25 protein-coding genes are annotated in these 25,868 nt (G+C 71.1%); 11 read left to right on the forward strand and 14 right to left on the reverse strand.

What is annotated here, in order from left to right; all coding sequences use genetic code 11:
- Positions 1-51: 51 nt before the first annotated feature.
- From WD341_RS03355 to WD341_RS03375, 5 genes are all read right to left on the reverse strand, one after another.
- Positions 52-798: an ABC transporter ATP-binding protein gene (locus WD341_RS03355; protein ID WP_368424004.1), complete on the reverse strand. Its 747-nt coding sequence runs from the start codon at positions 796-798 to the stop codon at positions 52-54.
- Positions 788-1,855, reverse strand: coding sequence for a branched-chain amino acid ABC transporter permease (locus WD341_RS03360; RefSeq protein WP_368424005.1), 1,068 nt, complete (start codon positions 1,853-1,855; stop codon positions 788-790). The genes WD341_RS03355 and WD341_RS03360 overlap by 11 nt, the downstream gene beginning before the upstream one ends.
- The gene (locus WD341_RS03365; RefSeq protein ID WP_368424006.1) at positions 1,848-2,741 is read right to left on the reverse strand and encodes a branched-chain amino acid ABC transporter permease; all 894 of its coding nucleotides are present in this window, start codon (positions 2,739-2,741) and stop codon (positions 1,848-1,850) included. Before WD341_RS03365 ends, WD341_RS03360 begins: the two co-directional genes overlap by 8 nt.
- Before the next feature lie 92 nt (positions 2,742-2,833).
- Positions 2,834-4,006 (reverse strand): ABC transporter substrate-binding protein, encoded by a 1,173-nt coding sequence (locus tag WD341_RS03370; RefSeq protein WP_368424007.1) that lies wholly within the window; start codon positions 4,004-4,006, stop codon positions 2,834-2,836.
- Positions 4,007-4,250: 244 nt separating this feature from the next.
- Entirely contained in the window at positions 4,251-4,844 is a 594-nt protein-coding gene (locus WD341_RS03375; RefSeq protein ID WP_368424008.1) for a MarR family winged helix-turn-helix transcriptional regulator, read from the reverse strand.
- Positions 4,845-4,999: 155 nt separating this feature from the next.
- Between WD341_RS03375 and WD341_RS03380 the strand changes: the two genes are divergently transcribed.
- The 9 genes from WD341_RS03380 (at position 5,000) to WD341_RS03420 (ending at position 13,490) form a co-directional block, all read left to right on the forward strand.
- Positions 5,000-5,572: an amino acid synthesis family protein gene (locus WD341_RS03380; RefSeq protein WP_368424009.1), complete on the forward strand. Its 573-nt coding sequence runs from the start codon at positions 5,000-5,002 to the stop codon at positions 5,570-5,572.
- Between the two features lie 36 nt (positions 5,573-5,608).
- Positions 5,609-7,087 carry a 4-hydroxyphenylacetate 3-hydroxylase family protein gene (locus WD341_RS03385; RefSeq protein WP_368424010.1) on the forward strand — a complete coding sequence of 493 codons (1,479 nt, stop codon included), beginning with the start codon at positions 5,609-5,611 and terminating at the stop codon, positions 7,085-7,087.
- 20 nt (positions 7,088-7,107) lie between these two features.
- Positions 7,108-8,304, forward strand: a complete 1,197-nt coding sequence (locus WD341_RS03390; protein WP_368424011.1) for an amidohydrolase family protein — start codon at positions 7,108-7,110, stop codon at positions 8,302-8,304.
- A gap of 26 nt (positions 8,305-8,330) precedes the next feature.
- Entirely contained in the window at positions 8,331-8,834 is a 504-nt protein-coding gene (locus WD341_RS03395; protein ID WP_368424012.1) for a flavin reductase family protein, read from the forward strand.
- 31 nt (positions 8,835-8,865) lie between these two features.
- Positions 8,866-9,246 (forward strand): hypothetical protein, encoded by a 381-nt coding sequence (locus WD341_RS03400; RefSeq protein ID WP_368424013.1) that lies wholly within the window; start codon positions 8,866-8,868, stop codon positions 9,244-9,246.
- 70 nt (positions 9,247-9,316) lie between these two features.
- Positions 9,317-11,314 carry an FAD-dependent oxidoreductase gene (locus WD341_RS03405; RefSeq protein ID WP_368424014.1) on the forward strand — a complete coding sequence of 666 codons (1,998 nt, stop codon included), beginning with the start codon at positions 9,317-9,319 and terminating at the stop codon, positions 11,312-11,314.
- Positions 11,315-11,339: 25 nt separating this feature from the next.
- Complete coding sequence (locus WD341_RS03410) at positions 11,340-12,107, forward strand: glucose 1-dehydrogenase (RefSeq protein WP_368424015.1); 768 nt, start codon at positions 11,340-11,342, stop codon at positions 12,105-12,107.
- 8 nt (positions 12,108-12,115) lie between these two features.
- A complete protein-coding gene (locus tag WD341_RS03415) occupies positions 12,116-12,886 on the forward strand; it encodes an enoyl-CoA hydratase-related protein (RefSeq protein WP_368424016.1) in 771 nt (256 codons plus the stop codon).
- 91 nt (positions 12,887-12,977) lie between these two features.
- Positions 12,978-13,490, forward strand: coding sequence for a cupin domain-containing protein (locus WD341_RS03420; protein WP_368424017.1), 513 nt, complete (start codon positions 12,978-12,980; stop codon positions 13,488-13,490).
- Positions 13,491-13,516: 26 nt separating this feature from the next.
- Here the strand turns inward: WD341_RS03420 and WD341_RS03425 are convergent, their stop codons facing one another.
- Positions 13,517-14,149, reverse strand: coding sequence for a PEP-CTERM sorting domain-containing protein (locus tag WD341_RS03425; protein ID WP_368424018.1), 633 nt, complete (start codon positions 14,147-14,149; stop codon positions 13,517-13,519).
- A gap of 230 nt (positions 14,150-14,379) precedes the next feature.
- Here WD341_RS03425 and WD341_RS03430 point away from each other — a divergent pair, with 230 nt between their 5' ends.
- Complete coding sequence (locus WD341_RS03430; RefSeq protein WP_368424019.1) at positions 14,380-14,940, forward strand: hypothetical protein; 561 nt, start codon at positions 14,380-14,382, stop codon at positions 14,938-14,940.
- A 23-nt stretch (positions 14,941-14,963) separates the two neighbouring features.
- Here WD341_RS03430 and WD341_RS03435 read toward each other — a convergent pair whose 3' ends face one another.
- Positions 14,964-15,959, reverse strand: coding sequence for a helix-turn-helix domain-containing protein (locus WD341_RS03435; RefSeq protein WP_368424020.1), 996 nt, complete (start codon positions 15,957-15,959; stop codon positions 14,964-14,966).
- A 128-nt stretch (positions 15,960-16,087) separates the two neighbouring features.
- Here WD341_RS03435 and WD341_RS03440 point away from each other — a divergent pair, with 128 nt between their 5' ends.
- A complete protein-coding gene (locus tag WD341_RS03440; protein ID WP_368424021.1) occupies positions 16,088-17,668 on the forward strand; it encodes a gamma-glutamyltransferase in 1,581 nt (526 codons plus the stop codon).
- Between the two features lies 1 nt (position 17,669).
- On the opposite strand, the gene WD341_RS03445 is transcribed toward WD341_RS03440, so the two are convergent.
- The 7 genes from WD341_RS03445 to WD341_RS03475 form a co-directional block, all read right to left on the reverse strand.
- Positions 17,670-18,410, reverse strand: coding sequence for a ZIP family metal transporter (locus tag WD341_RS03445; protein WP_368424022.1), 741 nt, complete (start codon positions 18,408-18,410; stop codon positions 17,670-17,672).
- Position 18,411: 1 nt separating this feature from the next.
- A complete protein-coding gene (locus WD341_RS03450; protein ID WP_368424023.1) occupies positions 18,412-18,795 on the reverse strand; it encodes a hypothetical protein in 384 nt (127 codons plus the stop codon).
- 4 nt (positions 18,796-18,799) lie between these two features.
- Positions 18,800-21,376 carry a cytochrome c oxidase subunit I gene (ctaD, locus tag WD341_RS03455; RefSeq protein ID WP_368424024.1) on the reverse strand — a complete coding sequence of 859 codons (2,577 nt, stop codon included), beginning with the start codon at positions 21,374-21,376 and terminating at the stop codon, positions 18,800-18,802.
- Positions 21,377-21,379: 3 nt separating this feature from the next.
- On the reverse strand, positions 21,380-22,405 hold the full coding sequence (locus tag WD341_RS03460; RefSeq protein WP_368424025.1) for a c-type cytochrome: 1,026 nt from the start codon (positions 22,403-22,405) through the stop codon (positions 21,380-21,382).
- Positions 22,402-23,568, reverse strand: a complete 1,167-nt coding sequence (locus WD341_RS03465) for a c-type cytochrome (protein ID WP_368424026.1) — start codon at positions 23,566-23,568, stop codon at positions 22,402-22,404. Before WD341_RS03465 ends, WD341_RS03460 begins: the two co-directional genes overlap by 4 nt.
- Positions 23,568-24,293 carry a cytochrome c oxidase assembly protein gene (locus WD341_RS03470; RefSeq protein WP_368424027.1) on the reverse strand — a complete coding sequence of 242 codons (726 nt, stop codon included), beginning with the start codon at positions 24,291-24,293 and terminating at the stop codon, positions 23,568-23,570. Before WD341_RS03470 ends, WD341_RS03465 begins: the two co-directional genes overlap by 1 nt.
- A 94-nt stretch (positions 24,294-24,387) precedes the next feature.
- Complete coding sequence (locus tag WD341_RS03475; RefSeq protein WP_368424028.1) at positions 24,388-25,815, reverse strand: MFS transporter; 1,428 nt, start codon at positions 25,813-25,815, stop codon at positions 24,388-24,390.
- Positions 25,816-25,868: the final 53 nt, after the last annotated feature.

The following is a 25,868-nucleotide window of genomic DNA, read 5'->3' on the forward strand; positions in this document are numbered from 1 at the left end:
CTGTCCGCCGATAACCCACGTGACGACCCCTTCCAGTATGAGAAATCCAGGCTAACCTCGGCCCAGGTAGGCGTCGAGCACCCGCTCGTCGGCCCGGATCTGCGACGGCGTGCCCTCCGCCAGCTTCCTGCCCATGTGCATCACCATGACGTGGTCCGAGATGTCCATGACCAGCCCGACGTCGTGCTCGATCAGCAGGATCGTGATGTCCTCGGCGAGGCGTCGGATCAGCGCCGCGGTCTCGGCGGTGTCCTCGTGGGCCATGCCCTGGGTCGGCTCGTCGAGCAGCAGCAGACGCGGCTCTGCGGCCAGGCTGACGGCGATCTCCAGGCGGCGCTGCTCGCCGTGGGACAGGTGCCCCGCCAGCTCCCGCTCCTTGGCCGCGAGGCCGAACTGGTGGAGAAGCTGCTCGGCGCGCGCCTGGGCGCGGCCGCTGAAGCGGGGATCGCGCAGAAGGCGCTGGCGCGGCTCCAGCACCTGGGCGGCGACCAGCAGGTTCTCCATCACCGTCAGGTCGAAGAAGAGGTTGGTGATCTGGAAGGAGCGCCCGAGCCCGAGCACGCTGATCTCGTGCACCGGCCGCCCGCTCAGCCGCCGGCCTTCGAGGGCGACGTAGCCGGCGCTGGGCGAGAGGTTGCCGGAGATCAGGTTGAACAGGGTGCTCTTGCCCGCCCCGTTCGGGCCGATCACCGAGGTCACCTGGCCGCGCCGGACCTCGAGGTCGATCCCCTGCACGGCTCGCAGCGCGCCGAAGCTGATCGACACGCCGCGCACCTCCAGCAGCACGTCACCCGTCATTGTCGGTGCGCCCCCTGTCCGGCTTCGGGCGATCCAGGTAGGCGCGCGCGTAGCCGACGATGCCCTTGGGGAAGAAGATGACGGCGGCGATGAAGACCAGCCCGACGATGATGACGTGCAGGTCGCCGAGCTCGCTGCCGACCACCGAGCGCATGAAGACCAGCAGCGCGGTGCCGATCAGCGGGCCGATCAGGGTGCCGGTGCCGCCGATGATGACGCTGATCACGGCGTCGCCCGACATGCCGAAGGTCAGCAGCTCCGGGAAGGCGCCGCCGCGCAGCATCGGGTAGAGCGCGCCGAAGAAGCCCGCGATCACCGCCGACAGCACGAAGGCGGCCAGCTTGAAGCGGCGCGGCGCGTAGCCGAGGTGCGGCAGGCGGCGCTCGTTGGTGCGCAGGGCCCGCAGGGTGCGCCCGAAGGGCGTGCTCATCAGCCAGTAGAGGCCGAGGTAGGTGACCGAGACCAGGGTCAGGGTGAGCAGGAAGAAGCTGAGCGGGTCGCGCAGGTCGAGGCTGAACAGCAGCAGGTCGACCTCGACCCCCGGCACGCCCTGGAAGCCGTCGGAGCCGCCGACGTCGACGGCGCCGCGCGGCGACTCCAGGCCGATCTCGTTGGTCACGAACACCACCTTCTCGACGACCTGGGCCATCGCGAAGGTGATGAGGGCGAAGTAGACCCCGCTCGAGCGCAGGGCGATGAGCCCGCCGACCAGCCCGATCGCCGCCGAGGCCGGCACGACCAGCAGGCAGGTCAGCCAGAAAGAGCCGGTGTAGTGCAGCAGCAGCAGACCGCCCATGTAGGCGCCCAGGCCGAAGAACAGGGCATGGCCGAGGCTGAGCAGGCCGCAGTAGCCGAGCAGCAGGTCGACGCTCATCGCCAGGCCGCCCAGGATCAGCGCTTCCGTGGCCAGCCCCAGGTAGAAGGGCTGCTCGAAGACGACCGCCCAGACCGCGAACAGCAGCGCGCCCAGGAACGCCGTCAGCGCCACCTTGTTGAGCGAGGACAGGCCCCGGCGGGACACCGGCGGGGTCGCCGCCGTCAGCTCGCGCTCAACCATGGGCAAGGCTCCCGAACAGGCCCTGCGGACGGAACAGCAGCACCAGCACCATTGTCGCGAAGACCAGCACGTCCGCCCAGACCGGGGACATGACCAGGCTGGCGAGGACGAAGACCTGGGTCAGCAGCAACCCGGCGACGACCGCGCCCTTGATGCTGCCCAACCCGCCGACGATGACGACCGCGAAGGCCAGGAAGATGAAGCCGTGGCCCATGTCCGGATAGACGCCGTAGATCGGCGACAGCAGCACCCCCGAGAGCGCCGCCACGGCCAGCCCGAGGGCGAAGGTCCAGCTGTAGACCGACTTGACCTGGATGCCCAGCGAGGCCGCCATGTGGCGGTCGTAGGCCGCGGCGCGGATCCGCGCGCCGAAGTCGCTGCGGAACAGGAACAAGGACAGGGCCGCGATCAGCAGGGCGCCGAAGAAGATCAGGAACACCCGGTAGGTCGGCAGGTACATGCCGAGCAGCTCGACGGCGCCGGAGATCGGCGGCTGCGGCCGGTGCGGATCGGGGCCGTAGATGATCTTGAAGAGGTCTTCCATGACCAGGCTGAGCCCGAAGGTCAGCAGCAGCGTCAGCGTGTGCCGGTCGCCGGAGTGGAAGACCCGCTGGATCAGCAGGCGCTCCGTGACCAGTCCCGCCGGCAGCACCAGCAGCGGCACCAGCACCATGGCGACCCAGAAGTCGAGACCGAGGCCGAGCAGCGTGATGAGCACGAAGCCACCGAGCGCGTAGAAGGCGCCGTGGGCGAGATTGATGACGTCGAGCAGCCCGAAGATGATGGTCAGGCCCAGCGCCATCAGGATCACGGCGACCCCGATGACCAAGCCGGTAACCATCTGCGGCGCCAGCACGAACTGCAGATAGGTGAAGAGATCGACCATCGCTCGCCAGCAGGTGGGAGAAGCCGTTCAGGCGTGGATGCGACGGAGGGACCGGCGGGCTGCCGGCCCCTCCTGAAATCGCCGCGGCCGACCTACCAGCGTGTGCAGAGGTCCTCGCCGATGGCGATCTCGCCGTCGACCGTGTCGATCACCTCGAAGGCGCCGTCGGTGATCTGGACCACGTACATCGGCATGATCGCCTGGTTGTCGCCGGCGCGCATCGTCTTGGGGCCCTGGGGCGTGTCCCAGGTCATGTCGGCCATGCCCTCGCGCACCGCGGCGGGCTCGAGCGAGCCGGACTTCTCGGCGGCGGCCTTGACCAGGTAGAGAATGCCGTAGGCGTCGGCCGCGTAGAGCGTCGGGTCCTGACCGTCGCTGCGCTGCTTGTACTTGGCGACGAACTCCTGGTTCTCCGGCGTGTCGAGCGAGGCCGTGTAGCCCGTCGCGAAGGTGAAGCCCTCCGCCGCGTCGCCGATCGCCGGCAGCTCGGCAGGCGTGATCGTACCCGAGCCGCCCGTCAGGCGGTACTGGGTGTTGAGCCCGAAGTCGGCGAGCTGCGTGAAGAAGCGCACCGAGTCCTCGCCGGCCATCGGCGCGAACAGGACGTCGGCCTGGCTGGCGCGGATCTGCCCGAAGAAGGGCGAGAAGTCCGGGGTCTCGAGGGGCGCGAAGATCTCCGTCGCGCTGACCAGCCCCTCGCGCTCCGCCAGCTCCTTGAAGGCACTGACCGTATTGCGGCCCATCTCGTAGTCGGGCCCGACGTAGGTGATGCGCTTACCCTCGAAGTTCTGGCCCAGCCACTGGGCCAGGGCGTTGGCCATCTGGCTGGCGCGGGCGTTCACCCGGAAGACGTTTGGCGAGCACTTGTCCATGGTGATGGCGTCCGACCAGGAGGTCGAGGTGATGACGTTGACGCCGTGCCGCTCGGCCAGCGGACCCGTCGCCAAGGTGACGCCCGAGCTGACGGTGCCGATGATCAGGCCGACCTTGTCGACCTGGGCCATCTTCTCGGCCTTCTGGGTCGCGACCTTCGGGTTGGCCTCGGTGTCCTCGATGACGAACTCGATCTTCTTGCCCAGGATGCCGCCCGCCTCGTTGATCTCGTCGGCGGCGATCTGGTAGGCCCAGGTCTGCTGCTGCCCGAGCTTCGCGAAGGTGCCCGAGTTCGGGGTCAGGATCCCGACCTTGTAGGTGTCCTGGGCTGCCGCGGCGCCCGCGGACAGCCCCAGCACCGTTGCAACCAACAAAAGCCTCTTGATGCTCATTTCCACCCTCCCGGTTCTGTTCCGACAGGCACGGGCGCACCTGTCGCTTATGTCCGAACCCTAGTGTCGGCCGGTTTTCCGCGGAGGTGTCTCCACCTGCTTGCCGGCTTCTTGGCAGGCCCGCTTTGCGGGTCAGACTAGTCTTCAGATCCTTCGTTGCCGGAAGGATAAGCCAGTCAGGTCTAATTGTGCAAGTTATAACCCGGCGCGCCTAGTCCATGTTCGCGGCGCCGCGCCCGGTCGCTCAGGATCGCCCTGCGCGCCGCCCGCGTGGCACCGACCGCTCGCGCGCCAGGTAGCGCTGCAGCGCGATGGCCTCGTCGCCCGAGACGATCAGTCGCTCGACCAGCCCGACCAGCTGGCGGAACTCGGCGCGCGTGACCGAGCCGAACTCGACGTCGTTGACGCGGCGCTGGTAGGGCGCGAGCTCGTTCAGCAACTCGTAGCCGGCGCGCGTGACCTCCAGGCGCACGCGCCGCCGGTCGGTCTCGCTCGGCCGCTTGCTGATCAGGCCCTTGCGGGCGAGCTTGCCGGAGACGGTGGTGATGAAGGCACCGCTGACGTGCAGGTGCTCGCCCACGCGCTTGACGCTGACCTCGCCGTCCAGCGACAGGCGCGCGATGGCGATCAGCACGGTGTACTCGACGCCGGCGAGGCCGATCCGGCGGGCGTGGCCGTCGCGGATCGCCTCGTGGCGCGCGAAGAAGGCGAAAAGGCCGTGGACGAGGCGCCGGAACTCGCGGTCGGAGCCTTCGACCAGCAGTTCGTCGCGCCCGACCGTCGGCTCCTGGAGCGGCGGCCTGGCCGAGGTCGAAGGATCCGCCACGTCTCGCGCCATGTCTCGCTCTCTCTTCCCTGTCCCGCCGGTCGGCGGCTTCGCGGCCGCTCCGCCGACTCGCCCGAAGCCCGTTGATTAGCTAATAATATTAGGTAATATGCAAAGCAAGGGCCGCGGCAAGACAACGCCAAGACGGCCGAATTCAGGGGAAGGCCATGGAGATACGGCGCGTCAGCAGCTTCGTCGAGGAGGTGCGCAGCGAAGCGGCCAGGGCGGCCGTGCCGCCCCTGCGCAAGGTCGCGGTGGTGGCCGTGATCGGCAATCCGCTCGTCGGCGGCTACCAGGAGGACCTCTCGCAGCTGGTCGAGGCGAGCGCCGGCATCGGCCGCGAGATCGCCGGGCTGGCGATGCAGCTGCTCGCGCCGTTCCAGGCCGAGAGCTACGGCAAGGCCGCCGTCGTCGGCCTCGCCGGCGAGCAGGAGCACGGCGTGGCGCTACTGACCACGGTGTTCGGCAACGTGCTGCGCGAGGCCGCGGGCGGCGGCAAGGCCTGGATCTCCTCAATGACCAAGCGGGCGGCCCCGGGCACCACGATCGACGTGCCGCTCGCCCACAAGGACGCACTCTACGTGCGCTCCCACTACGACGGCATGACCCTGACGCTGCACGACGCGCCGCTGCCGGACGAGATCGCGGTGATCTGCGCCTATGCCAGCAGCGGCCGGCCGAATGCCCGCGTCGGCGGTCTCGCCGCCGGCGCCATCGAGGGACGCGACGGACTGACCTGACCCCTCGCAGGGTCGCCCGAACGGGGAGGAGAGAGGATGAGCGTCTGCAAGAGCGGAGCCGAGCACCTGAAGTCGCTGCAGGACGGCCGCACGGTGTTCCTCGAGGGCAAACGGGTCGAGGACGTGACGACCCATCCGGCCTTCCGCAACTCGGTGGCCTCGGCCGCTGCGCTCTACGACTTCCAGGCTCGCCCCGAGAACGTCGAGCTGATGACCTATCAGCTCGAGGGCGCCAACCGCCGGGTCAACCGCTGCTGGCAGCCGCCGCGCTCCTACGAGGACCTGGTGGCCCGGCGCAAGGCGCTGACGGCCTGGGCGGAATGCAGCTTCGGCTTCCTCGGGCGCTCGCCCGACCACGTCGCCTCGGCGCTGCTCGGCCAGTCGCTCGGCCCCGAGGTCTTCCGCCGGCACGGCGAGGCGCGGGCCCAGGCCCTGCTCGACTACGTCGACTACGCGCGGCGCGGCGACCTCTTCCTCACCTACGTGATCATCAACCCCCAGGGCAACCGCTCGGCCGCCTGGGGCGAGCAGGACGAGGACCTGGTCGCGCGCGTCGTCGACGAGGATTCCGAGGGCATCACGGTGCGCGGCGCCAAGATGCTCGGCACCAGCTCGATCATGGCCAACGAGGTCTTCGTCGCCAACCTGCAGCCCTTGAAGCCCGACGAGCAGGACCTGGCGATCTCCTTCGCGGTGCCGATGAACGCCAAGGGACTGACCGTGCTGTCGCGCCGCTCCTACGAGGCCGCGGCGGCCTCGGTCTTCGACAACCCGCTGTCCTCGCGCTTCGACGAGAACGACGCGCTGATGTACTTCGACGACGTGAAGGTGCCCTGGGAGCGGGTCTTCGTCTACCGCGACCCCGACATGTGCCGCGCCCAGTTCCACGACACGCCCGGCCACACCTTTCAGAACTACCAGGCGCAGATCCGCCTGGCGGTGAAGATCCGCTTCCTGGTCGGACTGGCGCGCAAGCTCGCCGACACGATCGGCACCACGGGGATGCCGCAGGTCAGCGAGCAGCTCGGCCACCTCGCGGCCCAGGCGGCGATGGTCGAGGCCATGCTGCACGGCATGGAGGTCGCCGGCGGCCTGCAGGGCGAGTGGTACCTGCCGCACAAGCATTTCCTCTATGCCGCGCAGGTCCTGACCCAGGAGCTCTACCCCCAGATCGTCAACAAGATCCGCGAGCTGGCCGGCGGCGCGCTGATCATGCTGCCCTCCTCCTTCGCCGACCTGGAGGATCCGGACCTGCGCGCGATCGTCGAGAAGACCCAGCGCTCGCCGGCCGGCGACCCGATCTCGCGCGTCAAGTTCCTGAAGGCGGCCTGGGACGCCGTCGGCTCAGAGTTCGGCTCGCGCCACACCCAATACGAGATGTTCTACGCCGGCGCCCAGTTCGTCACCCGCGGCCACAGCTTCCGCACCTACGACTGGGCCGGCGCCAGCGGCATGGTCGAGCGCCTGATGGCCGGCTACGAGGCGCCGGCCGTCCGCGCGCGCCCTACGCACTAGACCAGCGGAGGCAGCACGCCATGAAGACCGCGATCGTCAACCTCGGCCGCATCGTCACCGGCGACTGGCGCGCGCCCTTCGCCGAGGGCGACACCGTCATCACCGAGGGCGGCAGCATCGTCAGCGTCGGCACCGCCTCGGCGGCGGCGGTCGAATCCTGCGACGTCGTCATCGACGCCGGCGGTGCGACCGCCATGCCGGGCCTGATCGACTCCCAGGTGCATGTCACTTTCGGCGACTACACGCCGCGCCAACGCACGGTCGGCTTCCTCGAGAGCGCTGTCCACGGCGGCGTCACCACCTCGATCAGCGCCTCCGAGGTCCACGTGCCCGGGCGGCCCAAGGACCCCGAGGGGGTCAAGGCCCTGGCTGTCGCCGCGCTCAAGTGCTTCGAGCACTACCGGCCCGGCGGCATGCGCGTCCATGCCGGCTCGATCATCCTGGAGCCGGGCCTGGTCGAGGCCGACTTCGCCGAGATCCGGGCCAAGGGCGTATGGCTGGCCAAGGCGGGCTTCGGGGCCTTCGAGACGCCCTTCGACTACGCCCCGCTCGTCCAGGCGGCCAAGCGCCACGGCCTGATCACCACCGTCCACACCGGCGGCCCCTCGATCCCCGGCTCGGGCGCGATCACCGGCGACCACCTGCTGGCCATGCAGCCCGACGTCTCCTTCCACATCAACGGCGGCCCGACGGCGATGCCCGACGCCGACTTCGAGCGGGTCATCCTGGAAAGCGAGATCGCGCTGCAGGTCTGCACCGCCGGCAACCTGCGCACGACGCTGCTGTGCGCCCGCCTGGCCGACCGGCACGGCGCCTTCGACCGCTTCATCATCGCCACCGACACGCCGACGGGCAGCGGCGTGATGCCGCTCGGCATGCTCTACACCATCGCCCACTGCGCCAGCCTGACCGACCTGCCGCCCGAGTGGTTCCTCTGCGCGGCGAGCGGCAGCAACGCCCGCATCTATGGCCTCAACAGCGGCTTCCTGCAGCCAGGGCGCGACGCCGACGTGGTGGTGATCGACGCCCCCGCCGGCGGCACCGGCCAGGACGCCCTCTCCGCGATCCGGCACGGCGACATCGCCGCCGTCGGCGCGGTCGTCACCGACGGCGTGCCGCGCTTCGTCGGGCGCAGCCGCAACTCTCCGGCGCCGCTGCGCGACGTCCGGGTGGCGCGCTCCAACGTCACCCAGGACTTCGCCACGGCCCGGCATTGAACCCGGCTGCAGGAGGAGCGAGGCGAATGGCGCAGACCGGGAGCCGCCCGGAGGCCGACGTCGAGGGCTTCCGCGCCGCCATGGGACGCTTCGTCACCGGCGTCGCGGTGGTGACCACGGAAGCCGGCGGCACCCGCTACGGCATGACCATCAACTCGCTGACCTCGGTATCGCTGGACCCGCTGACCCTGCTGGTCTGCCTGGCCAAGGGCAGCCTGACCGCGGAGGCGGTGCTCGCGCGCGGCCGTTTCCTGGTCAACCTGCTGGAGGCCTCGCAGGAGCGGATCTCGCGGCAGTTCGTTGCCAAGATCGACGACCGCTTCCGCGACATCGCGCTGGAGCCGCGGGCCGACGGCCTGCCGGCGATTGCCGGGACGCTCGGCCGCATGGCCTGCCTCGTCGAGACGGTGCAGCCTGTCGGCGACCACCTGATCGTCTTCGGTCGGGTCGAGGAGTGCGACTGCCGCGACGGCGCGCCGCTGCTCTACTATCGCAGCGGCTACCGGCGCCTGGCAGAGGAGGCGGGATGAAGTGCCCAACAGCATCGCAGGAGCAAAACCGATGGCCGTGACCAAGCAGCACCGCGAGTTCCACGCTCTCGATCTCGAGGCAGGCTGGCAGGTGCCGCCGGGCTATCCCGCGGGCATCGAGCAGAAGATCCTGTCGGGCAGCCTGGACGAGGCCGGTCGGCGCGGCAGCCGCACCCGCCTGCTGCGCTTCCATGCCGGCGTCTACACGACCGCACCCTTCGTCCACGACTACTGGGAGGAGGTCTATCTGGTCTCGGGCGACCTGACCGTCGGCAACGACGCGACCGGCGCCGGCGGCACCGCCTTCGAGCCCAACACCTACGCCTGCCGCCCTCCCGGTGCGCCGCACGGCCCCTTCAAGTCCGAGGGCGGCTGCCTGCTGCTCGAAATCCACTACTACGACCCTGCCTGACGCCAGGAATCGCGCTATAAGTCCAATAGGACAAGCGACGGGTCCGGGCAGCTAGAGGGAGAAGCGATCGATGGAGCAGGAGCGCTCGGCTCTGCTGCAACCGGTGCAGGTCGGCAGCCACCGGCTGCCGAACCGCGTGGTCATGGGGTCCATGCACACCGGCCTGGAGGGCGACCTCGAGCGCTTCGACGAGCTGGCCCGCTTCTACGGCGAGCGCGCCCGCGGCGGCGTCGCGCTGATCGTCACCGGCGGCTTCTCCCCGAACCGCGCCGGCCGCCTGAAGGAGGAGCCGAGCACGCTCGACAGTCCCGGGCAGGTGCCGGCCCACCGCAAGATCGCCGAGGCGGTCCACGCCCACGGCGGGCGGGTGCTGCTGCAGATCCTGCACGCCGGCCGCTACGGCTACCACGCGGACATCGTCTCGGCGTCGGCGATCAAGTCGCCGATCAACCGCGACACGCCGGCGGCGCTGAGCGAGGCGGAGATCGAGCAGACGATTCGCGACTACGTCGCCTGCGCCCGCCTAGCCGGGGAGGCCGGCTACGACGGCGTCGAGATCATGGGCTCCGAGGGCTACCTGATCAGCCAGTTCCTGGCGCCGCGCACCAACCAGCGGACCGACGGCTGGGGCGGCGCCCTGGAGAACCGCGCGCGCTTCCCGGTCGCCGTGGTCGGCGCGGTCCGCCAGGCGCTCGGTCCCGACTTCCTGATCTCCTATCGCATCTCGGCGCTCGAGCTGATCGAGGGCGGCCTCACCGACGAGGAGACGACCTGGCTGGCCAAGCGCATCGAGGAGGCCGGCGCGGACTGCCTGAGCACCGGCATCGGCTGGCACGAGGCGCAGGTTCCGACCATCGCCGGCACGGTCCCGCACGCCGCCTTCGCCGGGGCGACGGCGCGCCTGAAGGCGGCCGTGGCGATCCCGGTCACGGCGAGCAACCGGATCAACCTGCCCGAAGACGCCGAGCAGCTGGTGGCGAGCGGCCGCGCCGACCTCGTCTCCATGGCACGGCCGTTCCTCGCCGATCCCGCCTTCGTCGAGAAGATGAGCCGCGGCCGAGCGGACCTGATCAACATCTGCATCGCCTGCAACCAGGCCTGCCTCGATCACTATTTCACCGGCCGGGCGATCACCTGCCTGGTCAACCCGCGGGCCGCGCGCGAGCTGGAGTTCGAGGACGCGCCGGCCGACAGCGTCAAGCGCGTCGCCGTGATCGGCGCCGGCGTCGCCGGTCTCGCGGCCGCGCTCGAGGCGGCGCGCCGCGGCCACGCGGTGACGGTCTACGAGGCCGGCAGAGAGGTCGGCGGGCAGCTCCAGCTGGCCGCGCAGATTCCCGGCAAGGAGGACTACGCCCGCGCCGTCGCCGGCTTCGCCAACCAGCTGACGGAGCTCGGCGTGGAGATCCGCACCGGCCAGCGCATCGAGGTCGAGGCCCTGGCCCGGGAGAACTTCGACGAGGTGATCGTCGCCACCGGGGTGCGTCCGCGCCTCCTCGACCTGCCCGGCGCCGAGGATCCGCGGGTCGTCGGCTACGCCAGCATCCTCGACGGCACCGCCGTCGCCGGCGAGCGCGTCGTGGTGATCGGCGGCGGCGGCATCGGCCACGACATCGCGCTGCTGCTCGCCCACGGCGTCCAGGGCGACGCCCAGGACGTCGCCGCCTTCGAGCGGCGCTGGGGCATCGGTACCGAGCGCACCCCGCCTGCGCCGAAGCGCGCCGTGACCATGGTCAAGCGCTCGCCCGGCCCCTTCGGCCGGCAGCTCGGCAAGAGCACCGGCTGGATCCTGCGCCAGGAGCTGCGCGAGCTCGGGGTCCGCCAGGTCGCGGGCGCCATTTACCGCAAGATCGACGCGCAAGGCCTGCACATCGAGGTCGAAGGCGTCCCCGAGGTGCTGGCGGCCGACACCTTCGTGGTCTGCGCCGGCCAGGAATCCGAGCAGGGCCTCGCCGACGCGCTGGCGGCCAGGGGCCAGTCGGTGCAGGTCGTCGGCGGCGCGCGACTGGCCGGCGAGCTCGACGCCAAGCGTGCCATCGACGAGGGCGCGCGCGTGGGAAACCTGCTTTGACCGCCCCCTGCCCCGGAGTATCGCCATGAGAGGACTGAGAGGCCGCGTCGCGGTCGTGACCGGCGCGGCAGGCGGCATCGGCCGGGCGCTGTGCACGCGCTTCGTCGAGGAGGGCGTGCGGCTCGTCGCCGCCGACATCGCCGAGGCGCCGCTCGAGGAGCTCGTGGCGGCGCTGCGCGTCCAGGGCGGTGAGGTCCGCCCGCTGCTGCTCGACATCACCGACTACGCGGCGGTCGCCGCCGCCGTCGAGGAGGTCGCCGCCGACCTCGGGCGGATCGACATCCTGGTCAACAACGCCGGCTGGGACGTCGCCAAGCCCTTCCTGGAGACGACGCCCGAGTTCTGGGACCAAGTCATCGCGGTCAACCTGCGCGGCCCGCTCAACCTGCACCGGACCGTGGTCCCGCACATGATCGCCGGCGGCGGCGGCAAGGTCGTCAACATCGCCTCCGACGCGGGCCGCGTCGGCTCCTCGGGAGAGTCGGTCTACTCGGCCTGCAAGGGCGGACTCATCGCCTTCTCGAAGACGCTGGCACGGGAGTGCGCGCGTAGGAACGTCCAGGTCAACGCGGTCTGCCCGGGTCCGACCGACACCGCGCTGCTGCGCTCCTTCGCCGGCGAAGGCGAGTTCGGGCAGAAGATCTACGAGGGTCTCAGGAACGCGATCCCGATGAAGCGACTGGGCCAGCCCGAGGACCTTCCCGGCATCGTCGCTTTCCTGGCCAGCGACGACGCGAACTTCATCACCGGCCAGGTGATCAGCGTCTCCGGCGGACTGACCATGCACGGATGAAGGTGGACATGGACTATCAGGACATCCTCTTCGAGGTCCGCGGCGCCGCCGCCTGGATCACGATCAACCGCCCCGACAAGTACAACGCCTTCCGCGGCGTCACCTGCGAGGAGCTGATCCACGCCGTGCAGCGCGCCGGCTGGGACAAGGCGATCGCCGCCATCGTGCTGACCGGCGCCGGCACCCGCGCCTTCTGCACCGGCGGCGACCAGTCGGCCCACGACGGCGCCTATGACGGCCGCGGCACCATCGGGCTGCCGATCGAGGAGCTGCAGAGCGCGATCCGCGACGTACCCAAGCCGGTCATCGCGCGCGTCAACGGCTACGCCATCGGCGGCGGCAACGTCCTGGTCACTTGCTGCGACCTGGCGATCGCCGCCGACAGCGCCGTCTTCGGCCAGGTCGGCCCCAAGGTCGGCTCGGTCGATCCCGGTTTCGGCACCGCCCTGCTCGCCCGCGTGGTCGGCGAGAAGAAGGCGCGCGAGATGTGGATGCTGTGCCGCCGCTATCCGGCCGCGGAGGCCCTGGCCATGGGCCTGGTCAACGCGGTGGTGCCGGCCGAGGCGTTGGATGGGGAGGTCGAGCGCTGGTGCCAGGAGATCGCGGCGCTGAGCCCGACCGCCATCGCCATCGCCAAGCGCTCCTTCAACGCCGATTCGGAGTCGATCCGCGGCATCGGCGCGCTTGGCATGGAGACCCTCAAGCTGTTCTACGGCACCGAGGAATCGCGCGAGGGCGTGACCGCCTTCATGGAGAAGCGTCCACCGAAGTTTCGCTGAGCTGCAATGGGCGGCGAACCCGGGGGCTGACAAACCCTCGGCGCTGGCCGATCCTGGCGCCCAGCCAATCAATACCGAGGGAGCGCCGCTCATGGCGGATCAGGACCACCATCATCCGGAGGAAAGCGCGGACTCGCCGCGCTGGAAGCACGACGGCGTGCGGGTCATCCCCGGCGACCGCCTTGATTCCAACACGCCGCAGACGCCGGGCATGTTCCGCCAGGCGGCGGTCAACCACGCCCGCGTCGGCGCCCAAAAGATCTGGGCCGGCACGGTGGCGATTGAGCCGGACGCCAAGACCGGCGTCCACCACCACGGCGCCCTGGAGAGCGTGATCTACGTGGTGCGCGGCAAGGCGCGCATGCGCTGGGGGGAGAGGCTGGAGTTCGTCGCCGAAGCCGGGCCGGGCGATTTCATCTACGTGCCGCCCTACGTGCCGCACCAGGAAATCAATGCCGATCCCGACAATCCGCTGGAATGCGTGCTGGTGCGCTCGGACAACGAGGCGGTGGTCGTCAACATCACCGATGTCGATCCGGTGGAGAAACCGGAAGCGGTCTACTGGGTCGATCCGATCCACAAGGACCCGACCGGGCCGAGCTGACGCCCGCCGCCTCGCGTGCCGTGGCTTCAGGCGTCCGTGTGCTGGCGACGGCGCGCCGCCGCACCGAGGCCGAGCAGGCCGACGCCGAGCAGGGCCAGGGTCGCCGGCTCGGGCACCACGATGTTGACGCCGCTGACCGAGGCCGTGGTCGTCACGCTGTTGCCGGCCAGCAGGGTGATGCCGTCCTCGAAGTCGACGCCGATGGTCGAGCCCTGGGCAAGTTCGAACACCGTCGGCAGGTTGGTCCAGAACAGCGAGCCCGCGATGATGAAGCCGTTCAGGAGAAAGGCGCCGCCGCTGCCGGTGCCGGTGGTGTCGGCGCCGGTCGGCTCCGAGAAGGCCAGCGTGGCGGTGATCTCGAAGTCGCGATCGAAGAAGGCGGTGCTGCCGTCCGCGGTGAAGACCAGGAAATCGAAAGTCTCGGTGTCGCCGTTGCCGAGCGAGAAGGAATGGCCGTCGAGCCCCGGGGCGAGCTCGACCTCGAGGCCGCAGCTCGTCAGCAGGCAGGCCAGCCCGCCGCCGCTCTGGGTCATGGTGACCGAGGAGTTGGCACCATCGACGACGAAGTCCAGCATCGGCGCTGCCTGGACCGCGCCGGCGAGCATGAAGCTCGCCGCGAGGACGGGCAGACCCTTGGAAACCCTGTTCAGGATGTTCATGGTACCCCCTTGTCTAGAAGTTGCACCTGGGAATTCAGGCAGAGGAAGCAGTGCAACTCCCGTGCCACTCGCACTTTACGGCAGAAAACAAGGGCTCGCTATTCGCGCGTCCGAAGGGGTCCGTTAAGATTTTCGACGAAACGGAGGCACCGCGACCTTGCCACCCATCCGGATGTAAAGAATCTCGTCTATTCTCAGAAGTGGTATTCTCCTAAAAGTAGATACTCCCTGTGAGTGCACCGGCGCTTGAGGCGGAGAGGAGACGAAATTCCCGCCAGAACCCGACTTCCCTTCGGCAGCCTGCGCAACGGCACCCCGACCGAGCGCTACGGGCTCGTCGACGGCCGCGGCCTGGAGGTCTCGATCCTAACCCTTGGCGCGATCGTCCAGTCGATCCGGCAGCCGGACCGGGAGGGCCGCGCCGACCGCATCACGCCGGTCGACGAGCGGCTGATTCCGACCGGCGAACTGCACGCGGTTGCCGGCAGCGCGCTCGACTCGGCGAGCTCTCGGCGCCGGCCGCGCGAGTCCTCGACCCCGAGTCGGGGCGCCGGGTCGAGCTCTACACCAGCGAGCCCGGCGTCCAGTTCTACACGGCCAATTTCCTCGACGGTCTGCCGGGCCCCCAGGGCCGCCGCTACGACCGCTGGGGCGCCTTCACGCTGGAGGCCCAGCACTTTTCCCCGTTTCACCGAACCAGCCGGCCTTCCCCTCGACCGTCCTGCGACCGGGCGAAACCTACCGGCAGACGACGGTCTACCGCTTCTCGGCGGTCTGAGCGGCCCGCCTGACGCCCCAGCCAAAGGCAGACCTTTCAGTCGAGGGGCTTCGGCAGATCCCGGACAGCCAGGCTCGCCACGCAGGCCAAGCCCTGAAACTGCAGCGGCATGACGACTCGATGCCAGGAATCCTGGAGCGTCCGGCCGGCGACGACGACCGGTCCGCAAGCCGACTGGATCAGCGGGCGGGTCCGCCCCTGCACCTCCAGGAAGGCCCGGGCCGTCGCCCGGTCGAGGGCGTCGTCCGGCAGGGTGAAACGGCCGACCATCGAGCGCGCCAGCGTCTCGCCCCACAGCTCGGCGGGCGGCGTGCACTCGCCGCAGTAGAGGTACGGCAGGCCCTCGTCGGTCGGGACGACGATCTGCAGCCAGGGCAGCAGCCGCTGAAAGCCGATCTCGTCGTCGACCACCCGCCCGTCGGTGCGCTGGTACCAGTCGAGGCCCGCCCGGAACATGGCATGACGGGCGCGCAGCGCCTCCTCGGGCCGCGAGCGGAATCTGAAGCCCGGCACCGCCTCGGGCAGCGCGCGGCGGGAGAGGACCGCGGGGTCGCGCTGGACCTGGTGCTCGAGCCGGCGCAGCGCCTCGGCCAGCGCCTGCAGCTCGTCGGTGCGCCGGCTCTCGCCGCCGCCGCGGCGCAGCAGCCCCTCGACCAGGCCGCCGAAGCGCTGCACCTGCCCGGCCACGCGATTGAGATCGGCGAGCTGGTCGTCGTCGAGCTGCTCGACCCGCTCGGCGCCATGGCGCTCGCGCAGGTACTCCTGCAGCAGCTCGGCCAACTCCGCGCCGAGGTGGGCCAGGGCAGGATCCACCGCCGGCGCGCCGAACAGCAGCCTGCGCAGGTCCACGCCGTAGAGGCCGGCGGCGCCCAGCAGCTGGCCGACGGTGGCGTCGCGCTCCCCGGCCTCGATCTCCAGCAGGGCGCTCGAGGACAGGCCCAGGGTGGCGGCGGCGCGCTCCGCGGACAGGCGACCACGCGCCTCGCGAACGCGATGCGACAGCGCAGGGGCGGGTGTCGTCCGCTCGTTCATCGCCGATCATTGCCACCTTTGCCTCGGTCCGTCCAGGCGGTTCGGCCCTGGCATATCACTTGTCGGCAGCTTGCGCGCCGCCCCGAAATGGGCAGACTGCGCACGCCACTGATCGAGGTACTGGCTCCATGAGCAGCTTTTCCCGCTCCCAGGTTGTGCGCAAGCCGGCCGTCGCCGGCGCCGCCGGCCTGGTCGCCGCGCAGCACCGCGGCGCCGCCGAGGTGGGCGCCGAGGTGCTCGCCGCCGGCGGCGACGCGATCGACGCCGCGGTCGCGACCTCCTTCGCGCTGGGCGTCCTGGAGCCCTGGATGAGCGGCCCGGCCGGCGGCGGCGCGATGCTGATCTGGCGCGCGGCGGAGCGCAAGGCGCACTGCCTGTTCTATGGCATGCGCGCGCCCGCCGGACTCGACCCGGTCGACTACCCGCTGTCGGGCGGCCGGGTGTCCGACGACCTCTTCCCCTGGGCCGCGGTCGTCGAGGATCGCAACGTGCGCGGTGCCACGGCGGTCGCCGTGCCCGGGCTGGTCGACGGCATCGGCAAGGCCCACGGGCGCTTCGGCCGGCTGCCCTGGAAGGAGCTGCTGCAGCCGGCGGTGGTCCTGGCGCGCCAGGGCCTGCTGGTCGACTGGTACGCCGCCCTCATGATCGCCTCGGCGAGCCGGGTCCTGGCCCAGGATCCGGACGCGGCCGCCCTGTTCCTGGAGGAGGGGCGCTGGCCGACCATCGCCGGCTGGACGGCCCTATCGGACAAGCGCATCGACCTCACCCGGATGGCCGACACCCTGGCCGAGCTCGCAGACAAGGGACCGCGCGAGCTCTACGACGGCGAGGTCGGCCGGGCGCTGGCGCAGGACGTCCGGGACAAGGGCGGCAGCCTCTCGGCCGAGGACTTGCGGGCCTACCGGGCGGAGTTCCAGCAGCCGCTGGAGATCCCCTACCGCGACGGCCGGGTCTTCGCGGCGCCCGGCCTGACCGCCGGACCGACCCTGGCCGACGTCCTGGCCCGCCTGTCGGAGCGGCTGCGGCCCGGCGAGGCGCCGGACGGCGCCGCCTACACGGCCTACGCCGAAGCCCTGGGCGCGGCCTACCGGGCGCGGCTCGCGGGCATGGGGGACCGCGAGAGCCCCGAGGCGCCGGCCTGCACGACCCACTTCTCGGTGATCGACCGCCACGGCAACATGGCGGCCGTGACCCAGACCCTGCTGTCGAGCTTCGGCGCGCGCTGCGTCTCGCCTTCGACCGGGCTGCTGCTCAACAATGGCATCATGTGGTTCGAACCCGAGCCGGGCCGGCCGAATTCGCTGGCGCCCGCCAAGCGCTGCCTGATGAACGTCTGCCCGGTCGTCGGCGAGTCCGAAGGCGGCCTTCGCCGCTTCGCGCTCGGCGCCTCGGGCGGACGCAAGATCATGCCGGCGGTCGCCCAGCTCTCCTCCTTCCTGCTCGACTACGGCATGACCCTGGAGGAAGCCTTCCACCAGCCGCGCATCGATTTCTCCGGCGGTCCAGCCGTGGTCGCCGACGAGAGCCTGCCGGCCGAGACCCTGGCGGCGCTGCGCGCCGGCCACGAGGTCGTCGAGACGAAGCGGACGGTCTTCCCCTACGGCTTCGCCTGCCCGGCCGGCGTGCTCGGCGACACGACCGGCAGCTGGGGCGCCACCGAGCCGCTGTCGCCCTGGGGAGATGCCGTGGCGGAGCGCCCCGAGTCCTAGGCTAGTCGACGTAGCCCGCGATCAGGCTGAGCCCGGCGAAGCCGGCGGCGAAGGACAGGGTCGAGACCCAGCGCGCCGCCTGCGGCCGGTCTGCCTCCGGCACCATGTCCTCGATGGTCGCCAGCAGCAGCACGCCGACGACGAAGGCGAGGGCCGCGCTTTGGACGAAGGTGCTGCGGTCGCCGAGCAGCCAGTAGCCGATGCTCGCGCTCGCCAGCACCGGCAAGAACAGCAGCAGGCCGAGCAGCCAGCGTCGGCCGCGCGGGGTGCCCTCCTCCTGCATGTTCCTGGTCGCAGCGAAGCCGCCGGGGATGTTGGCGACCGTCTGGGTCGCGCCGATCAGCAGGCCGAGTCCGCCGGAGACCGCCGAGCCGGCCCCCACCAGCAGGCCGTCGCTGAAGAGGTCGGCGCCGATCGCGACATAGACCATCAGCGCCGTGCCGCGGGCACCGCCGAAGCGGCTGCGCAGCGCCCCCACCCCGAGCCAGAGCAGGAGCGAGAAGGCGGCGCCGAGCAGGAAACAGGCGACAGTCACCCACATCGGCAGCGTGTCGAGAACGCGCGGCATCAGGTCGACGGCGACCAGCGCGATGGCGATGCCGGCGGCGGCGTGCAGCGCCGCGCCGATCGCCCAACGCGGCGTGCGCACCCACTCGGCCAGGGCCACGCCGACCAGATTCCCGATCGCCGGCAGCAGCGCGTAGCCGAGCAGCAGCAGGAAGCCTGATCCGGAGGCCGTCACCTCAGCGCAGGCCCGGGCAGGCGGGCAGGATGAGTCCCCCGGCGCCGCCCGCAAGCACGGCGAAGAGCGAGAGCCCTGCGAGCGCCCGCATCACCGTATCCAGGAAGGCCTGTCGCTCCGCCGGCCAGTGCGCGGCCTTCATCAACCGGGCGAGCCGCTCCGGCGCCAGGATCGCCGCCAGCAGCGCCAGTCCGCAGACCAGCGTCGCCCCCATCAGCGTCGGCCCGACCGCCTCGGGCAGGCCGCGCGCGCAGAGCAGCGACTGCGGCCCGTAGATCGCCAGGAAATGCAGGCTCCAGACGATCGGCCCGAACAGCAGGTAGAAGATCGTGCCGGCGGCGGGCCGGCCGGGCGGTGTGGGTCGTTCGGAGGGGTCTCGTGCCATGGGATCAGCCGGTCATGCGCGGGAAGCCGTGGACCAGCAGCAGGCCGATCAACCCCTGCCCGGCCCCGAAGTAGAGCAGCAGCGCCGTATTCTCGAAGCTCGCGCGCCGCACCCTGTCGAGCCTGCCGGTGACATGCCGGGCCAGGGTGTAGAGCGTCATGATCACCGCGGCCGCGACGACCTGGCCGGTCAGCACGCTGGCCATGTAGACCAGCGCCGCGTAGCTGCTGTCGGTCGGCCTGAGCCCGCTCTGCCAGTGGCCGAGGATCTCGATGGCGACGGCGCCGACGACGCAGGTGCCGCCCGCGGCCAGCAGCAGCGGCGTCAGGATGCGCGGCCGGTCGCGCTCGCCGAGCGTCCGTCCGGTGCCGGCGAAGAGCGCGACCGCGGCGACGAGCAGCGCCGCCGAGGCGAGCGGCCAGCTGGCATCGGGCAGCGCCGGCGTTACCCCGCCCGCCGGCCAGACGTCGGGCGAGACCGTCCAGATGTAGAGGTAGGAGAAGACGTAGGAGAGGTAGAGCGAGGCGCCGACGAACATCACCACGACCATGGCCCACCAGCCGTGCGAGGCCGGCCCCGTCAGGTAGACCGGCAGCTTGATGCCGCCGCCGATCGAGACCGGCCCCTTGCCCGGGCCGGGATCGAGGTCCCAGGCCCAGACCAGGCAGGCGACGATGGCGGCGACGCCGCAGGCGACCGCCGGGATCACCAGCTTGACGGTCAGCAGCAGGAAGAAGCCGGCCATGAAGACCGCGGCCAGTAGCTGCGACCAGCCGGGCCCGGGCATCTGCAGGATGCACTGCGGCTTGGCCTCGATCGGGCTGGTCAGGATCGTCTCGCGCCCGCCGGTCGGCGCGTCGGGCAGGTAGTGGCGGCCCTCCGCGACCTCGCGGGCAAGGCCGGGCTGGTCCCACAGCGGCTCGCGGCTGGTGACGTAGGGGATCGAGCGGGTCGCGTAGACGTCCTGGGGCAGCCATTCCAGTGTCCCCGCGTCCCAGGGGTTGGGCTTGCCGCTCTCGCCCGGTCGGAAGTTGCGGATCAGGTCGACCAGGAAGACCAGCACGCCGGCGGCCAGGATGAAGGCGCCGATGGTCGAGACCAGGTTGTAGCCGTCCCAGCCCAGGCCGCCCTCGTAGGTCCAGACGCGCCGCGGCATGCCGAGCAGCCCGGCGAGGTGCATCGGGAAGAACGCGATGTTGAAGCCGCCGAACATCAGCCAGAAGCACCAGCGGCCGAGCCGTTCGGAAAGCGGCCGCTTCGCCACCATCGGGGCCCAGTGGTAGAAGGTCGCGAACAGCGGGAAGACCATGCCGCCGATCAGCACGTAGTGGAAGTGCGCGACCACGAAGTAGCTGTCGTGGACCTGCCAGTCGAAGGGCACCATCGCGACCATCACCCCGGTCAGCCCGCCGAGCGTGAAGATGAACAGGAAGCCCAGCACGAACAGCGAGGGCGTGGTGATCCGGAAGCGCTGCTTCGAGCCGGCGATCGTCGCGATCCAGGCGAAGACCTGGATGCCCGAGGGGATCGCGACGGCCATCGAGGCGGCCGAGAAGAAGCCGAGGCTGAGCGACGGCAGGCCGGTGGTGAACATGTGGTGGACCCATAGGCCGAAGCTGAAGAAGCCGGTCGCGATCAGCGCCACGACGATCAGGTTGTGGCCAATCAGGGGCCGGCGCGCCGCCGTGGCGACGATCATCGAGACCAACCCGGCCGCGGGCAGGAAGATGATGTAGACCTCGGGGTGCCCGAAGAACCAGAAGAGGTGCTGCCAGAGCAGCGGGTCGCCGCCGGCGCTCGCCGTGAAGATCGGCCAGCCGAAGGCGCGCTCGATCTCCAGGAACATGGTCGCCAGGATGACCGCCGGAAAGGCGAATACGATCATGCCGGCGAAGATCAGCATGGCCCAGGCGAAGATCGGCATCTTGTCGAGCGACATGCCGGGCGGCCGCGTCCGCAGCGTGCCGACGATGATTTCGATGGCGCCGGCGATCGCCGAGATCTCGATGAAGCCGATGCCGAGCAGCCAGAAGTCGGCGTTGTCGCCGGGAGAGAATTCCGTGAGGGTCAGGGGCGGGTACATGAACCAGCCGCCGTCCGGCGCCAGGTCGTAGAGGATCGTCGAGAAGAAGACGAGGCCGCCGATCACGTAGGCCCAGACCGCAAAGGCGCTGAGCCGCGGGAACGGCAGGTCGCGCGCCGCCAGCATCTGCGGCAGCAGCAGGACGCCCAGCGCCTCGACCGCCGGCACGGCGAAGAGGAACATCATCGTCGTGCCGTGCACGGTGAACATCTGGTTGAAGAGGTCCTGGCCCAGGAAGTCGTTGTCCGGCACCGCGAGCTGCACGCGCATCAGCAGGCCGAGCACGCCGGCCAGCAGGAAGAACAGGAGGGCCGCGCCGGTGTAGAAGAGGCCGACCGGCGTGTTGTTGACCGCCTTGATCACGCGCCAGCCCTTGGGCGTGGCCCAGATCCGCTTCAGCGCCTCGAGCTCGCCCTCCGGCCGCGGCGCCTCGTTGGGCAGCGGCGGCGCCGCGCCGGGCCGGGCGCCTTCGGAGGACTCGTCGCTCGTGTCGGTCATGGCTTACCTCAGGCTCGCCAGATAGGCGGCGATCGCCTCGACCTCGGCATCGCCGAATATGCCGTAGGGCGGCATCCGGTTGTCGGGCTTGATGTGCTGGTTGTCGACGATCCAGCTCGCGAAGGCCTCCGGGCTGTTCGGCAGAATCGCCGCGGCCAGCGACAGCCGGCCGCCGACGTGGGTCAGATCCGGGCCGATGGTGCCCGCTGCCGGCGTGCCGCGCACCGTGTGGCAGCCGCCGCAGCCGGCGGCCAGGAACAGCTTGCGCCCGCGCCGCTCCTGTTCGCCCTCCGGCTCCGGCGCCGGCCCGGCGGTCAGCTCCAGCCACTCCGCGAAGTCCGTCTCGGAGAGGGCAACGACCTCGAAGGCCATCAGGGCGTGGGCGCCGCCACAGTACTCGGCGCACTGGCCGCGGCTGACCCCCGGCCGGTCGGCTGCGAGGCGCAGGCGGTTGGTGCGCCCGGGGATCATGTCGAGCTTGCCGGCCAGCTTGGGCACCCAGAAGCTGTGGATCACGTCCGCCGTGGTCAGCTCAAGCTCGACGGTACGGCCGACCGGGATGCGGATCTCGTTCGCGGTCTCGAAGCGGTAGCCGTCGGCCTCCTGGTAGACGACCCGCCACCACCACTGCTCGCCGACGACCGCGATGCGGATCGGCTCGCCGCTGCCCCCGCCCTCCGCGCCGGCCCCCGTGGCACGGCCGGGATCGGCCTCGCCGGCGCCCATCAGCAGCAGGCCGTAGACGAGCAGCACCGAGACCGTGACCCCCGGGAACAGGATGCCGCCGATCACCACGACGCGGTGCCGGGCGAGCCAGCGGCGCCGCGCCTCCGGGGCGTAGACCGCTATCGCCGTCAGCACCACGACGAGCAGCAGGATCGCGCCCGCGCCGACAAAGAGAACCTCGGCGAGCAGCGCGATCCGCGCAGCCTCCGGGCCCTGCGGTTCGAGCGCCGATTGCACGCCCTCGCAGCCGGCGAGAGCCAGGACTGCGAGCAGCAGGGGCGGGAGCGCGCGCCAGCCGCTCATGGCCGTTGCCCCTCCGCAGGCGCCCCGCCGGCGCGCGTCTCGAAGTAGGTGGCGACCGCCTCGACCTCCGCTTCAGTCAGGCGCTTGGCGATCGGCGCCATCAGGCGGTCCTGCGGGGTCTCTCCGCGCACGCCCTCCCGCCATAGCCTCAGCTGCCCCGCCAGGTAGGGCGCCGGCTGGCCGTCGAGGCTGGGGAAGATGGCCAGGCGGGTCTCGCCGTGGCAGGCCAGGCAGGCCGGCACCAGTGCCTCGGGCAGGCCGCGCGTGGCGATGCGCTCGCCGAGCGCCAGGCTCTCGGGGTCCGCCGGGACGGCGTCCGCCGCCGGCGCGCGCGGCAGGCCGGCATAGTGGTCCGCCAGGGCGGCGATCTCGCCGGGATCGAGGGCGACGGCGACCGGCTCCATGATGCCGCTCGGCCGGCGGCCTTCGGCGTAGTGCGTCAGCGCCGTCGCGAGATAGTCGCGCGACAGCCCGGCCAGGCGCGGCACCAGCCGGCTCACCGCCGGCGCCAAGCCGTCGTCGTGGCAGCGCGCGCAGGAGGCAAGCCCGGGCGGCACGCCCTCCTCGAGGATCTCCGCGGCGGGCTCGCTCGCCGGTGGGCTGTTGCCGTACGCCAGGGTGCGGTAGCCCTCGGCGTCGAGCCCCGGCAGCCGGCGCAGGAAGGCGACGAGGGACCAGACCTCGTCCTGGCGCTCGACGGCCGGCCAGGCCGGCATGCCGGTGTACTTGAAGCCGTGGCGCACGATCCAGAACAGCTCCTCATCGTCCCATCCGGGCAGCGCCTCGGAGAGCGCGGGCGGCGCCGGCCGCATGCCCTGGGTGACCGGCACCGGGGGCTCGCCGGGAGCGCCGTGGCAGAAGGCGCAGCCGCCCTGGAAGTGGGCGGCGCCAAGCCGGTCCGCGCCCTCGACCTCGAGGGCCCGGCGCCAGGCCGGCTGCCCGGCCAGGTACTGCTCGATCAGGCTCTGGGTCGAGACCGAGCGCTGCATCGCGTAGTGCAGGAACCAGCGGGTGACCGGGATATGCGGCACGCTGGCCGCGATGTTGTAGAGCCCCGAGCTGGCGAGCAGGAAGCCGCCGATCGCCAGCACCATGATCGTGGCGGCGATCCAGGCCAGCAGGGACCGCCCCCTCGGCAGGCGGGCGAGAAGCGGCAGCGCCATCAGCCCCGCCGCCAGCCCTGCCGCGCGCGGTCCGCGGGCGCGGCCGACAGGGCCGCCGGCGCGGCGCCGAGGTCGCTCAGCCAGCGTGCCGCCACCGCGACGCCGGCCGCCACGTAGGTCAGCGGACAGAAGGTCAGCATCAGCAGGCCGGCCAGCTGCTGGTCGGCCAGCGCCGGCGCGAGGTGACCCTGGCCGAAGGCGTAGAGCGCGCGCGGCGCGAAGACCAGCAGTACGCCGAGCAGGCAGAACAGCTTGCCGGTGATCAGCAGGGCCAGAATCGAACGCCAGCGCCCGGCGCCGCGGCAGGACAGGATCGCCAGCCAGAACCAGGTCGCCCCGAGCAGCAGGGAGCCCTGCATCAGCAGGTGCAGGGCCGGGCGCGCCAGCACGGGCTCGAGCAGCCCCGGGAGGTGCCAGCCCCAGAGCAGGACCACCTGCAGCGTACTCGCCAAGGTGAGGGAACCGACCAGCGCCAACGCGCGGCCCGGGAGGCGGAGCTGTCGCAGCAGCAGGAAGGCCAGGAGCGGTGCCGCCAGGCCCATCAGCGCCAGGTGCACCGTCATGTGCCGGGTCAGATGGCCCGCGCCCGCTGCGGCAAGAGTCCTGTCGGCGAGCGGGACGAGCGCGAGCGAAAGCAAAGTGGCCGCCAGCAGCATGGCCGCTCCGGCGAGCCCGCCGCGGCCCGGCGGCCGTGCCCCGCGCCGCCGCTGCAGCGCCCTCTCCATCGCCACGCCCTCCCCTCGTCGACGGCGCGCGCGGCACCGCCCCCGTGTTCAGAAGGAGTAACCCTGCATTATCCGGATGGTTGCATCCGGCGTCTCAGCCCCGCGTACCGCGCCCTTCCGGCTGGGAGGGCGCCGTCGCCAGGCTGTGGCTCGAGACCTCGGCGCCGGCGTCGCCGCTGAGCCGGCGGAAGACCAGGGCCGAGGCGCCGGACAGGAGAGCGACGGCCAGGAAGCCGACGGCGAAGTCAGCCGTCACCAGGGCCCCGCCGCCGCGCAGCGCCTGCGAGGCCTCGAGCACGCCGGCCGCGAAGGCGACGCCGGCGGCCAGGGCGAGCTGCTGCACGACGGCGGCGAAGGAGGTCGCCCGGCTCATCCGCTCGGGGTCGATGTCGGCATAGCCGATGGCGTTGATCGAGGTGAACTGCAGCGAGCGGAAGAAGCCGCCGGCAAGCAGCACGACGACGATCGCCAGGTGCGGCGTCTCGGGCGTGAAGAGCGCGACGGCGCCGAGCAGAAGCGCGCTGACCACGGCATTGACGGTGAGCACGCGGCGGAAGCCGAAGCGCCGGAGGATCGGGCCGGCGGTCGCCTTCATGACCAGCGCCCCGGCCGCCGTCGCGAAGGTCAGCGAGCCCGAGGCGAAGGGCGTCAGGCCGAAGCCGAGCTGCAGCATCAGCGGCAGCAGGAAGGGGATGGCGCCGGTGCCGACGCGGAACAGCGAACCGCCGGTGACCGTGGCCCGGAAGGTCGGGATGCGTAGCAGGCCGAGGTCGAGGATCGGATGCGCCGCGCGCCGCGCGTGCCGGACGTAGAGCGCGATCAGCGCCAGCCCGGCCGCGACCAGGCCCGGGGCGCCGTAGCCGGGGAGCACCGCCGCGCCGAGCAGGGTGAAGCCGAAGATCAGGGCGGCCAGCCCGAAGCCGGACAGCAGGAAGCCGCGCAGGTCGAGCGGCGGCACCGAGGCCGCCCTGACCTGCGGAATGACCAGGCTCGCCAGGACCATCCCGAGCAGGCCGATCGGCACGTTCAGCCAGAAGATCCAGCGCCAATGGTAGTAGGTCGTGATGAAGCCGCCGACGAAGGGCCCCAGCAGCGGTGCGATCAGCGCCGGGATGGTCAGCCACATCATGGCGTCGACCAGCTCGCGCTTCTCGACCGCGCGCAGGATGATGAGGCGTCCGACCGGCACCATCATGGCGCCGCCGAGACCCTGGAGGAAGCGCGCGGCGACCAGCGTCTCCAGGCTCTCGGACAGGGCGCAGCCGATCGAGGCCGCGATGAAGGTGCCGATGGCGGCGCGAAAGACGGTGCGCGCGCCGAAGCGGTCGGCGCACCAGCCGCTGATCGGAATGAAGATGGCCAGAGACACCAGGTAGGCGGTGAAGGCCAGCTTGAGCACGACGGGATCGACGCCGAGGTCGACGGCCATCGCCGGCAGCGAGGTCGCGATGACCGTGCTGTCGAGGTTCTCGATGAACAGCGCCGAGGCGACGACGAGGGTGATCGTTCGGGCGCTGGCCATGGCGCCCTCTTACCCTCTGGCAGGCCGCTGCGGGCGGCGCCTCTGCGCATGCG

The organism is Tistlia sp. (genome assembly GCF_040905785.1).
GTDB lineage: Bacteria > Pseudomonadota > Alphaproteobacteria > Kiloniellales > DSM-21159 > Tistlia.